Genomic DNA, 15,133 nt, shown 5'->3' with positions numbered 1-15,133 from the left:
TTTATTTATATTTTTTATGCATAATAAGGCCATACACAATATGCAGAACTCCAAAACCAACAGACCAGAAAACTAATCCCCAACCGAGAAAAAATAATGAAAACAACCCTAAGATGATTTCGCAATATCCAAGGTATTTTACATCAGTCAAAGTATATCTTTCTGCACTTACCAACGCCAAACCATAAAAGATCAGGGTAGTAGGGGCAATCCAGACAAAAAGGTGGTGAAAAAGCAGTGCTAAACAGAAAACCCCGCCAGCCAATAATGGCACTGCAAAAGTAATCAAAAGCCTTTTGGTTGTGGCATCCCAAATCTTCAGTCCCTTCTTTTTGCTTTTATGAGCTGTAAAAATATAGCCACTAAAAACTGCTGCCAATAAAATTATGGTTCCAATAAGGGTCAATTCTTTAACTAATGCCGGAGCAAAAAAGTTTCTCTCCCCCTGAAAGTAATCAATTCCTTCTCTTTTAAAAACAAAGTATACATATGTTGCCCCAATAAGAGCTGTAAACCCAGCAACAACACCAGAAAGTCCACTTAGTGAAATGAATCTGGAAGACCGCTCCATCATGGAACGGATATGAGATAAGTCTTCGTGATAGTTTTTTGTCTCCATAAAAAAGAACTTTGAATTACAAAGTTATAATTTATTTTGAATGTGCAAAATATTTTTAAAAATTTAATCGCTTTTTCTCACCGGGTCTTTTAATGTCTTATCTTTAAGAAAGCTGAGATAAGTGCTAATATTATTGAACCTTATGGAAAAAATACTAGTTGATTATTCACAAATTCATTTACAAGAGAATATTCCCTTACATGAGGAAGAGATCAACAATATTGCCACTCAGAAAAAAGATTTTTTCAAAAATACTCCAGCTTCCCTATTAGTAGCGCTCATTATCATGGTACTTATTGCCTGCTACTTTTTGCAGAATGATTTTAAGAATTTCAAATACTACCATTATCTTTTATTTATCGGTATCGTATTGGCATTGTACGCATTCTTCTATTTCCTGATATGGCTGACCTATAAGTATTATCTACGAAACTGGAAAAAAGATATTGAAACTGGAAAAAATCAACTGACCAGTATTGTTATTTCCCGTCACAAAACTGAAAATGATGAATACATGATGACCTTTGCAGGACGTAGCCAACATGAGAAAATAAGGCTTCCCGCTGAAAAAGAAGATTACTACCGCTATGAAACAGGAACAAAAGTAGTCGTAAGCTATTTAAAATACAGCAAAGTAATACTCTTCATTCATGAGCTGGATACATAATAAAACCGAAATACAAATTCATGGCGAAAAAAAACCACTGAATTAATCAGTGGCTTTTGGTTTTGCTTATCTATTTTGCTCTTAACCTTTCTTTAATGCTTTCTATATTTTTCTTTGCGGAATCTTCCAAGATAAGGCTTGCGCTCATATGGATTCTTGCCGGCATCAATTCATTGAAATGATCTGTTCCTTCCCAGGAAACTTTTTTGATTAATGCTAAGGCATCGCTGCTTCTTGAAGCTAAGGTCTGTAAGAATTTCTCAAGCTTTTCATCCATTTCCTGAATCGTATCTGACACAGAATGATAAACATTATGCTGTTCTGCCCATTCTGCTGATCTGAAATCTGCATCAATCGCCATAGCAGAGAACTGTGATTTTCCTATTTTTCTTTCCACATATGGGCCTATTACAAATGGGCCTATTCCCAGATTAACTTCAGTAAGTGCCAATGCAGAATCTTTTGTGGCAAAGCAATAATCTGCTCCGCAAGCAATTCCTACTCCGCCACCTGTTGTTTTTCCCTGAACTCTTACCACCACAATTTTACCACAGTTTCTCATTGCATTTAAAACCTTAGCAAATCCTCCAAAAAACTTTGTAGAAGCTTCCAGTTCTTCAATAGCCAATAATTCATCAAAGCTTGCTCCTGCACAAAATGCTTTTTCACCTTCACTCTTCACTACAATTGCTTTTACCTCATCTTTTGCCGCTTCATCTAAGATCGTTTGAGCCAGTTTTTCTAAAATGGCACCGGGAAGTGAGTTACTTTTTGGGGTTCCGAATGTAATTTCGGCAATATTGTTTTTAATTTCTGACGCTACAAATTCGTTCATTTTTACTTTTATTGGATTCTTACAAAAATACTAAATAGAAGGCTTTTAACGAAAATTAAATGACAGAAATTACGTATTAATGATCATTTCAAATTATTCTGCTTCCCTGGTAAACCAAAACAAATTACGTATAAATACGGACTGTGAAATTTGGTATTTTCTACTCTAGTCTTGCCTTATCATTAATTGTTCCTTTGGCTTAGAAAATAAACAATCAATGGCCGAATCCGAAAAGCCAGGAAGAGAGTAGGAAATTTAAAATTGAAAAACTATTATTATGGAAGAATACATGGGAATTGTAAAATTATTTGCAGGAAGTTTTGTACCTAGAGGCTGGATGCTTTGTGACGGCAGGCTTCTGAGTATTGCTCAGAATTCAGCGCTGTTTTCTCTGTTAGGAACCATATATGGCGGTGATGGTGTTACCTCTTTTGCACTGCCCAATTTAATTGGACGTATGGCTTTAGGAGCAGGATCGCAGACTGGAAAATCATACCCGGTAGGGATTGTTTCGGGAACTGATAAAAATACGATCTTAGCACAGAATTTACCTAGTATTGGAAGCGGATTTCAATTAAAGATATCGAATGCTAATGCAACTACCTCTACTCCATCCATTAGCACATCCATTGCAGTAACAGGAAATCAGATAGGAAGAGATTTCACTGCTGTACCAAGTTTTGTACAGGCAGAACCCAATACAACAATTGACCCAAGAGCAATTTCATTTACAGGGCAAAACCTTCCGATGAATAATATGCCTCCTTATTTAGGACTTAACTATATCATCTGTGTAGAGGGGATTTATCCTCCCCGAGATTAATCTCATTAAAACCTAAATCATGAAAAGAACTATCTTTTTTATCATCTGCTGTCTGTTCACTTCTCTATTGTCTTTCGGACAGACAAGCACAGAAACATTTGAAACAGAATCACACGGAAGCTCCAGTTTCATTGATAACGGCGTGATTTTTAATCTCATTTCCCATATAGGAATTTTTGATGTTCAAGCCAATTATCCTTCAACAGGCTGGAACGGCACCAGTATTGACAACAAATATATTGATAACTCTAATGATACTGCTTCACCACCATCATTCAGTATTAAAACAACCTCCAATTTATTTAAAGTAAACAGGTTCTGGATGTATCTTTCAAAATTAAACCTGGATCTCAATGCAGCAGGAACCCTTACAGTCGCAGGAAAATTGAGTGGAGTAACAAAATTTATCCAAACTAAAACGACAGGGTTTGCTACTTCTATGGTTCCTTCAAACGGATATACATTGATTGATCTCACCAATCTGAATGGGCAAAACTACAGTAATATTATCATTGATGAACTTCAAATTACCCTGGGAGGTGAATTCAGATATGCAGGTTTTGATGCTTTTACCTGGGTAAAAGATTCTGGCATAGTACTAAGTACGGCAGAAACTAAAACCGCCAAACAAAAGATGACCATTTATCCTAATCCTACCAACGGTCCGCTTACGATATATGCAGGGAAAGCTACCGATGCCCAGGTTTATAGTGCAGACGGAAAACTGGTAAAAACACTTCCGATAAGTAAAGGAGCTAACGACATCAATATTTCAGAGCTTCCAAAAGGAACCTATTTTATAAAAACATCCACAGAAAGCACTAAAATCATTAAAAACTAACAGTTCAGACACAGTCATCCCCCGATAAAGATTCTAATACATGAATGACAATCCCTTGATCAAAACTGATTGAGGGATTTTTACTTTTTCAGAGCCAGGATGTATTTGTCAATATACAATTGTTTCTCTTTTGATTTATACTGTTGGATATACCTGGGATGTTCAAGGACGGTCATTGTATCAAACAGCTTTTCTTCTTTATTTAATTTTGAAATAAACTCAGCATTCTTTTTTCCTAAAACAAAAACCTCTGAGGTATCCAGGTTCAGGCTGATATGTTTTTTCAGTGAATCAATCATAAAGTCTTTGACTGCTTCAAACAGTTTTTTATCATCATAATAATTGGCATTAACCCATCCATTTTTTGCCTTTTTTACGATAGCCAGAGGAAATGGGGAATTGATATAAATATCTTTATAGAATAGATCTGCTCCACCATAGTCTTCTATCATATCATATATAAAAACAGAAGATACTTCATGAGTGCGGGCCGATTTCATTTTTATACCACATACAGCTTCCAGTCTTTTGGTATCTGTAAACGGAACCCCCGTTACCCCTGCGCCGTGACGGCTGGGATTAATCCCTATGAGAAACTTTCTTTTATCGGAATCATTATAGTACTTGTGATAAAACTTTTGCATGACCTCTATTGTTTCCGGATTATCAAGATACGGATTCAAAGCTTCAAAACCTTCCGGAAGCTCTCCGGAAAAAGTAAGGTGTTCATTGAATGTAATAACCAGATCAGCAAAAGTTTTATTCATTGTGAAATTATTTTAAAAACACGAAATTATCCGGCTGATCTGAAATTTCATCTTCGTCATCATCGTCCTCTTCTACTTCGGATAATTCCATTTCGATATCAATAAAATGAATATAAAGACTGCAGATTTCTTCGTTAGCATCATATCCAAAGTATACAGGATATACCCCATCTCCCAAACCACTTGCAAATATTGGAATATGATATTCTGTCTCCGGTACTTTCCAATTGATCCAATCTCCTAAATCTCTCTGATTTGTTGGATTTTCTTTGTAGTTTTTAGCAAAAAGTTCTGCGAAATAATCATCATAAATATTCTCTACATCGAGTTCTGAAATAAACTGATCCACATAAGGTACTATCTGTGTATCTGTAATACATGCCAACCCCGCGTCTACTACAAAGCCAAAATAATCTTCTTCTTCAGAATCCCCAAGTTCTTCTTCACCTATTAATGCCTCTCTGTATACAACAGCCTTTTCTTTTGTAAATTCTACTTTTACGGCAGCATAACGGTTTCCCCAATCTTCTAATTTTGCCACAGCAATCTTAACGGGAAAATTACCTTTGGGTACATCAACAAAATAGGGTTTTTCCCTTGTATTTAAATAGACTAAAGGATCTCTTACAATTACTTTTCCGGAAGGCAGGGAAACATTTCCTATTTCCATCACTTCCATTTTCTGATCCATAATTTCATCAGCAGTAAAATAGGTTTCAATATCTACAGGGGATATAAGTCTATCTTTTACCTCTTCCCATTTTTGCATCCATGCCTCATTCATAATTTTATGTTTATAGTTGTATTAAAATTTAAAAATACTTTTTTATGTAAAGCCTGTTTAAACTAATTAGAAATTGAATCACAAAAGCTGAGTAAAACACTATAAACACTTTAGTTTATTTTAAGTTTAAACTGATTGAAAATAAAAAGTACACTTAAGCAAAAAATCTTTGATTTTTTTTAAAACTTACGTGAGCTTATTTTCACAGCTTTATTAAGCTTAAGTGTTCAAGAAACTTTGTGACTTTTGACTACGTCCAATCTTCGATTTGTGGTTAAAATAAAAAGTGTAAACAAGTTCGTAATCAATTGTCAAAATCATCTTCATCTTTCAGTCCTTTAATAAAGGTCTCAAAATCTTTAGCCAGAAATGTTTTCCTGTAATTATCTTCCTGATCAACATGTACCACTTCCGGTTCCCCCGTTTTTCCACATTTTGTGTAATCGAGAAGAATCATATCATGGCCTGCTGAAGGGCAATCTCCAATATAAACTCCATCATCAGGATAGCCCCATTCTTCCATCATAAACCGACTTCCCAGTTCTCCACAAACAGAATAGGTCTTTTCTCTTCCAATCCCCATAATTCCGGTAACAGCAATATGATCATCAGCCCAGGAATTAGGTTCTGTGGTGGGAAAGCAACATCTGTCTACCATTCCTCCATTCTGAATTTTCATCAATTCGATATATGAAGCAGGAAGTTTATATCCCAGTTCTTCTTCTATTGAAGCTATCATTTCGTCTTTGGGAAAATCTTCAATATAATCTCTTTGTGAATAAGTACTTTGATCCCAGAAGCCTGTAAAGTCAAAGCCCTTGAAAAATTGTAATTCCATATTGTTTCAATAAGTGATATTGTAATATAAAGGTAAGTATTATCCGTGTAAAGTTTTAAACCTTTGACACGGATAAAAACTAAAACTCTTCTTTAAGGTTAATTATCCTTTGATGGGACAGCTTAAAATTTTCTACACCATCAAATAATTCAATAACCTCATCTCTTTTTAAAAGAGTGCGCGACGTACTCAAAATGGATTGATAAGAGGAAAAATTATATTTTGAAAACTGATGCACGATAGAGTGATTTTGCGGATTTTGATGAATATAAATTATCATATTAATTAAATATTTATCCGAAGTAATCAATTTCCTTTTAAATGGGGATTCAATAAGAGCACCATGTCTTTTGTATTCCTTATTAAAAGATTGGGAGTAAGAATTGAAAAGTCGGGCAAATTGTTTTGAGAAAATATTCTGGGGAGAATGAAGTCCTACTCAATTCAAGATCAGATTTAATCTTAACTAAAAGATGAAAATGATTAGGCATAAGGCAATATGCATATACATCACAGGTGGGAATAAGAAATTCAACTACTTTATTCAAAAAGAATGAATAATTTCGATCCGATTTAAAAATATTTTCTCCGTTAATACCACGATTATAAATATGGTAAAAACAGTCTGCTTCAATTGGAGTAGTTCTGATATCTGCCATCTTTGTGTTTTTAATTTAATCTTAGAAAGATAAAAAAAACTTTTAAATTTAACCGTGTCAAGGTTTTGAACCTTGACACGGTTAAAAAAATCCCTTTAAGTAAAAACCTAAAGGGACTATAAATTTATATTTTGAATTAAATTAATCCAAACTGCTCAAAATGATGGGTAAAATGTTTTTTATGCATCAGTTCCCACATTTCCCTGTTCAGCTTACCAAACACAAAATTCAGATGTTCTGCCTGGGGATTTTCTTTGTAGTAGATCACAAATCGCTTCAGGTTATCAATGAATGACTGTTTTGCTGCATCCAGATTCTTATGTGTGAGTGCCGGAAGTGAGCCATTCTGTGGTAAGAACGGAGCAATAAATTCTTTCGGCATTTTTCTGTGGTTGTAAAGAGAGTCCTGGTATTTTTCAATATTCTCCTCCGGAGTGAAGCATTTTTCAGCTTCCGGTTCTCCAAGACTTACTAAAATTCCGTGTTCCAAATGCTCAATCATCTGTTGTGGAGACATTTTTCCCCATTGAGACGGAGTATTTTCGGTTAAGCCATTCAGTATTTTCTGAACATTTTTCACATTAAGATCAATGAAAGGAGATTGTTTCGCTACTAATGTTAAAATTGTAGCTACACATACGATCTCATCTCTTTGATTTATCACCTCAACCAGCCATTTAACAACTCCTGAAGGAATGTTTCTGCCTTTTACTCCTCTGTTGATTTTTTCTTTTGCTGTTAGGTAAACAGTAATGGTATCACCAGCATATACAGGTTTAAAGAAACTGCATTCTTCTAATCCGTAGTTGGCAATAACAGGTCCTTTTTTACCGGAAACAAACAATCCTGCTGCTGCTGAAAGGATGAAATATCCATGGGCAACAGTTTTATCAAAAATAGTTCCTGTTAAGCTCGTAGCATCCGTATGAGCATAGAAGTGATCCCATGAAACATTGGAGAAGTTAACGATATCTGCATCGGTAACGGTTCTGCCAGCTGTTTCTAGAGAATCTCCCACTTCAACTTCTTCAAAATATTTCTGGAAAGGATGTTTGTCTGAGAATTTCTTCTCAGCACCCTGCTGATAAATCTTGGTAATTGCTTTCAGTACATCCGGAGATCCCTGAATTGCTGTTTTCTGCAAGAAGAAATGAAGACCGCTCAAACCTCCCATTTCCTCACCTCCGCCTGCTCTGCCAGGCCCTCCGTGCATCAGCGTAGGAAGTGGTGAACCGTGCCCTGTGCTTTCTTTAGCATTATCTCTGTTCAGGACAAAGATTCTTCCGTGTTGGGAAGCCATTTTCCATGACGTTTCTGCAATAAAGTTCTCATCATGAGAAATGATGGATCCCACTAAACTTCCTTTTCCTCTCTTTGCCAGTGCAGCGGCTTCTTCAGCATCTTTATACGGCATTAATGTAGATACCGGCCCGAAAGCTTCTACATCATGAGAGATATTTTTCTCAAAAGGCTTATCATTCAGGAATAGTTTAGGACTCATAAATGCTCCGTTTTCATAATCTGCATCTACCAGTTCATGCTTTCCGTCATACACAAGCTCTGTTTCTGTTTTTAAAATATTTACTTTTCTTACTACTTCTTCGTATTGCTGTCTTCCCACCAAAGAACCCATTTTGGTATCTCTGCTCAAGGGATTTCCTATTTTTGTCTGATCCAAAGCTTTAGACAAAGCATTCTGAACATCACCGATTAAATGTTCCGGAACGATAATTCTTCTGATAGCCGTACATTTCTGTCCTGCTTTCGTGGTCATTTCGTTACGAACTTCTTTGATAAATAAATCAAATTCAGGAGTTCCCGGCTTTGCTTCCAATCCAAGGATTGAACAGTTCAGAGAATCCGCCTCCATATTGAAACGTACTGCATTCCCAGCGATAGAAGGCATTGATTTTAATTTTCGGCCTGTATGAGCTGAACCTGTAAATAATACAGAGTCTCCGTCTTTAATATAGTCCAGGATATTTCCAGGTTCCCCACATACCAACTGAACGGCTCCTTCAGGAAGCACTCCACTCTCAATCATATCCTGAAAAACAGCATTTGTCAAATAAGAACCAAAAGGAGAAGGTTTTACAATAGAAGGAACACCCGCCAATAATGACGTTGATAATTTTTCCAGCATTCCCCAAACAGGAAAGTTATAAGCATTGATCTGTACTGAAACCCCTTCACTTGGAGTCAGAATATGAGTTCCTAAGAAAGTTCCGTTTGCTGAAATTTTCTGTGTATCTCCGTCTACCCAAAACGGAGTATTGGGTAGCATTCTTTTTGCCAGTCCCGAATAGGTAAAGAAGGTACCGAAACCTCCTTCAATATCTACCCATGAATCTACATGCGTAGCTCCTGTTTTATATGATAATTCGTAATATTTTTTCTTTCTTTCCAATAGATACAGCGCCACTTTTTTCAGCATTTCCCCACGATCATAGAAAGTCATGGAAGAAAGGTTTTTGTATCCTACTGTTCTTCCATAATCAAGAGCCTGTTCAAAATTAAGTCCTTCCGTATCTGAAACAGCTACCTGCTCTCCTGTAACGGCATTGTATAAAGGGATGCCGTTTCCGGATCCTTCTACCCATTCTCCGTAGATATAGTTTTTTAGTTTTTCCATATTTATTTTTACTTTATTTTTTGCTTCTGTTGAAACCTTATAGGTTTTAAAAACCTATAAGGTTTGAGTCCGTACATATATGATTAAAATATCAATACTAAAAGCCATTATTTTTTTTAGAATTTTGATCAATTGAAACTAATTTACTTCTGTTCCTGATATGGAAACAGTTTCACTAATCCTTCATACAAACTTCTGTGAAGAATGGTTGCATGATTATCCGTTTCCATCATTTTATACTCTAATGTCCAGTTTTTCTTATTTGATTTTTTAAGAATATCATAGAACGTTTCTGCATCTTTAATCATGACAGGATGTTCTCCTTTTCCCACAGAAACATAAACAAATTTCTTAGTATCGGGAGACTTTGCAAGCAGTTGACCAGCCTGTTTTAGCAAACTTTCATCATCCCACCATAAGCTTGGACTAATGATAAAATAGTTATTGAACATTTCCGGTTTCTTTAAAAGAATTTCTGTTGCTAACAGCCCACCTAGAGATTGTCCGAACAGATACTTCTCCGTAGTTTTAAACTGACTTTCAATGTAAGGCTTTAATTCTTTTTCAAGGAACGTTATAAACTTATCAGAATGCCCTGTGGTAGGATAATCTTTCTGCAAATCCTTTAAATTTGTATAAAATGTGAAATCTCTTTTTCTGTCAACATTAGCAATTCCTACTACAATTGTTTCCGGCATCGAGTACATTTGATTAAAGAACTGCACTAATCCTGAAACATGGATAAAGTCTTCATTCATACTTCCGTCCAACAAATAGATCACCGGATATGACTTAGCTTTATCAAAACCTTGAGGCAGGTAGATATTTAGAGTTCTTTCTTCATTCAGAGTTTTAGATTTAATGGTCCTTACCTCTCCCATCGTAAGCGGTTTTACTGTTGCAGTTTGCGCTGATACCGTAAAATTGGCAGCAAGCAGTATACTGCAGATAATAAAAGCTTTTTTAATCATATTTAATTTTTGTCTTCTCGTTTATTCTTAGAAATTTTTATTCTAAATCCATACAATCATATTCCACATTAGAAAGCTGATAATTTTCATCTTCACGGAAAATCAAATCTTTTCCATTAGCGTGGGAATATATATGATAGATATCCCGCATTCAAAACTTTCTGTATTATTAACCATTTATTTCTCATTTTGTGTTTTATTTTACTGAATTCAAACCTTATAAGTTTTAAAAACCTATAAGGTTTAGACAATTATTTTACGTCATCCCAAATGCTGTAATCAACAATTTTTGTTGGGATCTGCTGTACGTATTCTGTAAAGGGCTCGCAAGGTAAAATCGCTTCTTTCCCTTCTCTGGCCAATTCCTGATATAATTTTGTACCTTCTGTTTTCCAGTGGATCATTTCATCAGAAACATCACGGATGATTTTTGCGGGGCTTCCGACAATCAGTTTTCTGGGTTCGCATCTGAAATTAGCAGGAACAAAAGCTAAAGCACCGACAATACTTTCGTCACCGATATAAGCTTTATCCATTATTACAGAATTCATTCCTATTAAACAATTCTTCCCGATATGCCCGGAATGAATAATTGCCCCATGACCGATATGTGCAGATTCTTCTAAGATGGTTTCTATATTTGGGAAAACATGAAGCGTACAGTTTTCCTGTACATTAGCCCCATCTTTAATGATAATTTTCCCCCAGTCGCCACGAATTACCGCATTGGGACCAATATAAACTTCTTCACCTATTTCTACATTCCCGATAATGACTGCTTGCGGATGAATGTAAGCAGAGGGTTTTATAATGGGACGGATACCATGGTATGAGTAGATATTCATATTTATTAATTTGAAAATTTGAAAATGAGATAATTTGAAAATCAATTAAATAATGTTTCTGTTTTTCGATGTTTGTCTTTTGACTATACTGTCCAAAGTCCTACAAAGCAGCTACTCTTTACGGAGTATCTTCCAATAAACATTTTCACATTCTCAGATTATCCCATTTTCAAATTGATTATACTTTTTCAATGATCATTGCATAGCCTTGTCCAACGCCGATACAAAGGGTACACAATGCATATTTTTTATCCTGCTTCTGTAATTCTATAGCCGCAGAACCCACAATTCTTGCTCCGGAAACTCCCAGTGGGTGGCCAATGGCAATAGCACCTCCGTTCGGGTTTATTCTTGCATCGTCATCTTTTAAACCTAAGCTTCTTGTTACCGCCAGGGCCTGTGCAGCAAATGCTTCATTGAGTTCAATAATATCCATATCTTCCAGTGAAAGATTCAGTCTTTTCAATAGTTTCTGAGTAGCTTCTACCGGTCCTATTCCCATAATTCTTGGTTCAACGCCTGCTACGGAAGATCCTAATATTTTTGCTTTTGGTTTTAATCCATATTTTTTAACAGCTTCTTCACTTGCTAAAATAAGTGCAGCAGCTCCATCATTCATTCCCGATGCATTTCCGGCTGTTACCGTTCCTTCTTTCCTGAAAGCCGGACGAAGTTTCCCCAGACCTTCCATGGATGATGTAGGTTTAATGAATTCATCTTTTTCAAAAATGACAGGATCACCTTTTCTCTGAGGGATTTCTACTTTTACAATTTCTTCTGCCAGTCTTCCATTTTCCTGTGCTTTGGTAGCTTTCTGCTGAGACCAAAGAGCAAATTTATCCTGATCTTCTCTGCTGATCTGATGCATATCTGCTAAATTTTCTGCAGTTTCTCCCATCCCATCAACGCCATACATTTCTTTCATTTTCGGGTTCACAAAACGCCATCCGAAAGTAGTATCAAATAGCTGACTGTCTCTGCCAAACGCCGCACTTGGTTTTGACATTACATACGGAGAACGCGTCATATGCTCTACTCCACCTGCAATATAAATTTCACCTTCTCCTGCAGCAATGGAACGAAAAGCATTCGCTACAGCCGACATCCCGGAAGCACAAAGTCTGTTTACCGTTTCACCTCCAATTTTATAAGGAAGACCTGCCAATAAAAGCCCCATTCTTGCCACATTTCTGTTATCTTCCCCTGCCTGATTGGCACATCCGAAAATCACATCTTCAATTTCATGTACGGGAACGTCAGGATTCCTTGCCACCACTTCTTTGATAACAATAGCAGCCAAATCATCTGCTCTTACTTCTGATAATCCTCCCTGTAGTTTTGAAATAGGAGTTCTGACATAGTCTATGATGTATACGTTGTTCATATTTTTAATTTGAAAATGAGTCAATTTGAGAATTTGAAAATTTAAGGGAAGTAAAATTAAAGGTGTTCGATAATTTTCAAATTACCTCATCTTCAAATTTTCAAATTCTTTATAATTCTGTTACTTTTTTTCCGATTTTGTAAACTGTTCCTACAAATTTTGCTATCAGCTCCTGATTTTGATTGGTAATCTGAATATCATAAACAGCTGTTTTTCTGGTATCATTCACCAAGATACTTTCTGCTCTGAAAACATCGCCTTCTTTTCCGGCTTTGGTAAAGTTGATAATACAATTCAAAGCTACAGCAGCATCCCCTGTATTATTGGATGAAAATGCCAGTGCTGAATCTGCAAAAGCAAATGTAACCCCACCATGAACTGTTTTAAGCCCATTGATCATATCTTTCTTAATGGGCATTTCTATTAAACAATAATTTTCTTTTACTTCAATCATTCTGATATTCATCCACTGGGAAAAATAATCCTGATTGAACATATAATCTGCTACCTGTCTTGGATTCATTTTACTGTACGTTTGTTATTTCTTCATATAATTCATCCGATAATCTATCGTAAACACTCATCGTTTTACCCAGAATGATTTGCTCATAGGAGAGATTTGATGAACCTGATGAATTTTCAGTTGGATAAGAAGCACTTAAATCAATTCCGTTTTCATTGGCCAATCTTTTGATAAGCTCTTTATATTTCTCATTAAACTTCCCCAATAATTCAAGCCTTTCCTGATCTTCAATAGAAGCAGCCTCCTGAATCAAATAATCTTTCTCTATTGAAAGCCTCACTCCCAATTCGGCTCTGAATTCATCTATATTCATTAATTCTTCACTATCATAATTGAGCAATGCACCAGTTGCTGTTATTATACAACGGATACATGGCCGTATTTCTTTATATTTTACGAAGCAAAGGGCTCTGTCTGTACCTTTCTTCCTGATATTCTTCGTAAAGGTTCTGTAGGGTTTCTGAAACTTTTGCATATCCAATTTCTTTACCCCAGCTTAACAGTCCTTTTGGATAATTAACGCCTTTCTGCATCGCTAGTTCAAGATCATCATCATTGGCAACACCTAATCTTTTAGCTTCAACAGCTTCATTGATCAACATTGAAATAATTCTTAAGAAAATCTGCTCATACAATGCCTCATCTTTTTGAGCAACCGGTTTTTGTGCCCCCTCACTATAATCATAGAATCCTTTTCCTGTTTTCCGGCCATGGAGCTTAGCTTCAGACATTCTTTGCTGAAGTAAAGAAGGCTTATACTTTGGATCATAGAAATAATCTTTGTAAACCGTTGTCGTTACTGAAAAATTGACATCAATACCAATAAGATCCATGAGTTCAAAAGGCCCCATTTTGAAGTTACCCAATGTTTTCATTGCCTCATCTACCTGTTCCGGTGTGGCTATATTTTCTTCAACAATTCTTAACCCTTCCCCATAATAGGGACGGGCAATTCTGTTCACAATGAACCCCGGAATATCTTTGGCGATAACAGGTATTTTGCCCCATTCTTTCATGAGGTTATATATTTTTTCAGCTAACGTTTGTTCTGTTAATAAAGAAGGAATAACTTCCACTAAAGGCATCAATGGAGCTGGATTGAAAAAGTGAATTCCGATGAAACGCTCCGGTTTCTTGAGCTCTGCCCCGAGGGAAGTGATGGAAATGGATGAGGTATTGGAACCGATGATACAGTCTTCTGAAACATAATTTTCAAGCTCTGTAAAAACCTTAGTCTTAATTTCTTTGTTTTCAATAATCGCTTCAATAACCAGATTTGAATCTTTTAAATCCTGAAGGACTTCTCCTTTTACGATGTTGTTTCTGATTTCAGAGGCTTTTTCCTGAGAAATTTTGCTTTTTTCAACCAGTTTCTGAAGTGTTTTTTCTAAGCCTGAAAGTGCTTTGTCTATTTGTGGAGCATTAGCGTCGAATAAAACAACTTTGCATCCTGCTGTGGCAGCTACCTGAGCTATTCCTACGCCCATGGTTCCTGCCCCAATAATTCCAATATTCATAGTTTTAATTTGAAAATTTGAAAATGAGTTAATTTGAAAATTATTTAAATTTTGATGTAGAAATAATTTTAGACAGAATTAATATAATTTCTCTTAAATCTTTAAATAACTTCTCATCAGGCGAACACAAATATTCTGATTGCAAACACAATGATAACCAATATTCTGTTTCATCAGCTTCTTTAGCTGCAATTTTTACTTTATGAATAAAATCGGCCCTGCTTTCTGCATTTTGAGCTTCTCTTACATTAGCTCCGATTGAAGTTCCTGATTTAAAAATCTGATTCGCAAGTGGAAATTTATTAACCTTATACAGTTTTTCTGAAAATTCAATAATGTTCAATGCAAAATCAAAAGTTTTATTTACTATAATATTTTCTTTGTCATTTCTCATTTTCAAATCCTCAAATTAACCCATTTTCAAATTG

Annotated in this window: 16 protein-coding genes; 3 read left to right on the top strand and 13 right to left on the bottom strand. The window is 35.8% G+C overall.

Annotated elements, in window-relative coordinates; translation table 11 throughout:
- Nucleotide 1: 1 nt before the first annotated feature.
- Complete coding sequence (locus MP477_RS21205; RefSeq protein ID WP_257191998.1) at nt 2-619, bottom strand: hypothetical protein; 618 nt, start codon at nt 617-619, stop codon at nt 2-4.
- A gap of 142 nt (nt 620-761) precedes the next feature.
- Between MP477_RS21205 and MP477_RS21200 the strand changes: the two genes are divergently transcribed.
- The gene (locus MP477_RS21200) at nt 762-1,286 is read left to right on the top strand and encodes a hypothetical protein (protein WP_257191997.1); all 525 of its coding nucleotides are present in this window, start codon (nt 762-764) and stop codon (nt 1,284-1,286) included.
- A 70-nt stretch (nt 1,287-1,356) separates the two neighbouring features.
- Here MP477_RS21200 and MP477_RS21195 read toward each other — a convergent pair whose 3' ends face one another.
- Entirely contained in the window at nt 1,357-2,121 is a 765-nt protein-coding gene (locus MP477_RS21195; RefSeq protein ID WP_230041084.1) for an enoyl-CoA hydratase/isomerase family protein, read from the bottom strand.
- 277 nt (nt 2,122-2,398) lie between these two features.
- On the opposite strand from MP477_RS21195, the gene MP477_RS21190 reads away from it, so the two are divergent.
- Together MP477_RS21190 and MP477_RS21185 are read left to right on the top strand one after the other, a co-directional pair.
- A complete protein-coding gene (locus tag MP477_RS21190; RefSeq protein WP_257191996.1) occupies nt 2,399-2,944 on the top strand; it encodes a phage tail protein in 546 nt (181 codons plus the stop codon).
- A gap of 19 nt (nt 2,945-2,963) precedes the next feature.
- Nucleotides 2,964-3,785: a T9SS type A sorting domain-containing protein gene (locus tag MP477_RS21185; RefSeq protein ID WP_257191995.1), complete on the top strand. Its 822-nt coding sequence runs from the start codon at nt 2,964-2,966 to the stop codon at nt 3,783-3,785.
- A gap of 80 nt (nt 3,786-3,865) precedes the next feature.
- On the opposite strand, the gene MP477_RS21180 is transcribed toward MP477_RS21185, so the two are convergent.
- The 11 genes from MP477_RS21180 to MP477_RS21125 form a co-directional block, all read right to left on the bottom strand.
- Nucleotides 3,866-4,552 (bottom strand): SMUG2 DNA glycosylase family protein, encoded by a 687-nt coding sequence (locus MP477_RS21180; protein ID WP_257191994.1) that lies wholly within the window; start codon nt 4,550-4,552, stop codon nt 3,866-3,868.
- Between the two features lie 7 nt (nt 4,553-4,559).
- Nucleotides 4,560-5,336, bottom strand: a complete 777-nt coding sequence (locus MP477_RS21175; RefSeq protein WP_257191993.1) for a DUF4241 domain-containing protein — start codon at nt 5,334-5,336, stop codon at nt 4,560-4,562.
- 304 nt (nt 5,337-5,640) lie between these two features.
- Nucleotides 5,641-6,174 carry an SMI1/KNR4 family protein gene (locus MP477_RS21170; protein ID WP_257191992.1) on the bottom strand — a complete coding sequence of 178 codons (534 nt, stop codon included), beginning with the start codon at nt 6,172-6,174 and terminating at the stop codon, nt 5,641-5,643.
- Between the two features lie 795 nt (nt 6,175-6,969).
- Entirely contained in the window at nt 6,970-9,465 is a 2,496-nt protein-coding gene (paaZ, locus tag MP477_RS21160; protein WP_257191990.1) for a phenylacetic acid degradation bifunctional protein PaaZ, read from the bottom strand.
- Nucleotides 9,466-9,608: 143 nt separating this feature from the next.
- Nucleotides 9,609-10,436 (bottom strand): alpha/beta hydrolase, encoded by an 828-nt coding sequence (locus tag MP477_RS21155; protein WP_257191988.1) that lies wholly within the window; start codon nt 10,434-10,436, stop codon nt 9,609-9,611.
- 251 nt (nt 10,437-10,687) lie between these two features.
- Nucleotides 10,688-11,281, bottom strand: coding sequence for a transferase hexapeptide repeat family protein (locus tag MP477_RS21150; protein ID WP_230041093.1), 594 nt, complete (start codon nt 11,279-11,281; stop codon nt 10,688-10,690).
- Between the two features lie 178 nt (nt 11,282-11,459).
- A complete protein-coding gene (pcaF, locus tag MP477_RS21145) occupies nt 11,460-12,665 on the bottom strand; it encodes a 3-oxoadipyl-CoA thiolase (protein ID WP_257191986.1) in 1,206 nt (401 codons plus the stop codon).
- Nucleotides 12,666-12,774: 109 nt separating this feature from the next.
- Nucleotides 12,775-13,188, bottom strand: coding sequence for a PaaI family thioesterase (locus MP477_RS21140; RefSeq protein WP_257191985.1), 414 nt, complete (start codon nt 13,186-13,188; stop codon nt 12,775-12,777).
- Nucleotide 13,189: 1 nt separating this feature from the next.
- Nucleotides 13,190-13,501 carry a hypothetical protein gene (locus tag MP477_RS21135; protein ID WP_257191984.1) on the bottom strand — a complete coding sequence of 104 codons (312 nt, stop codon included), beginning with the start codon at nt 13,499-13,501 and terminating at the stop codon, nt 13,190-13,192.
- A gap of 73 nt (nt 13,502-13,574) precedes the next feature.
- Nucleotides 13,575-14,705, bottom strand: a complete 1,131-nt coding sequence (locus tag MP477_RS21130) for a 3-hydroxyacyl-CoA dehydrogenase NAD-binding domain-containing protein (protein WP_257191983.1) — start codon at nt 14,703-14,705, stop codon at nt 13,575-13,577.
- Between the two features lie 40 nt (nt 14,706-14,745).
- The gene (locus tag MP477_RS21125; protein ID WP_257191982.1) at nt 14,746-15,099 is read right to left on the bottom strand and encodes a four helix bundle protein; all 354 of its coding nucleotides are present in this window, start codon (nt 15,097-15,099) and stop codon (nt 14,746-14,748) included.
- Nucleotides 15,100-15,133 lie beyond the last annotated feature (34 nt).

This window comes from Chryseobacterium sp. WG23 (assembly GCF_024586575.1).
Lineage (GTDB): Bacteria > Bacteroidota > Bacteroidia > Flavobacteriales > Weeksellaceae > Chryseobacterium.
This window is presented reverse-complemented; position numbering and strand designations above follow the sequence as displayed.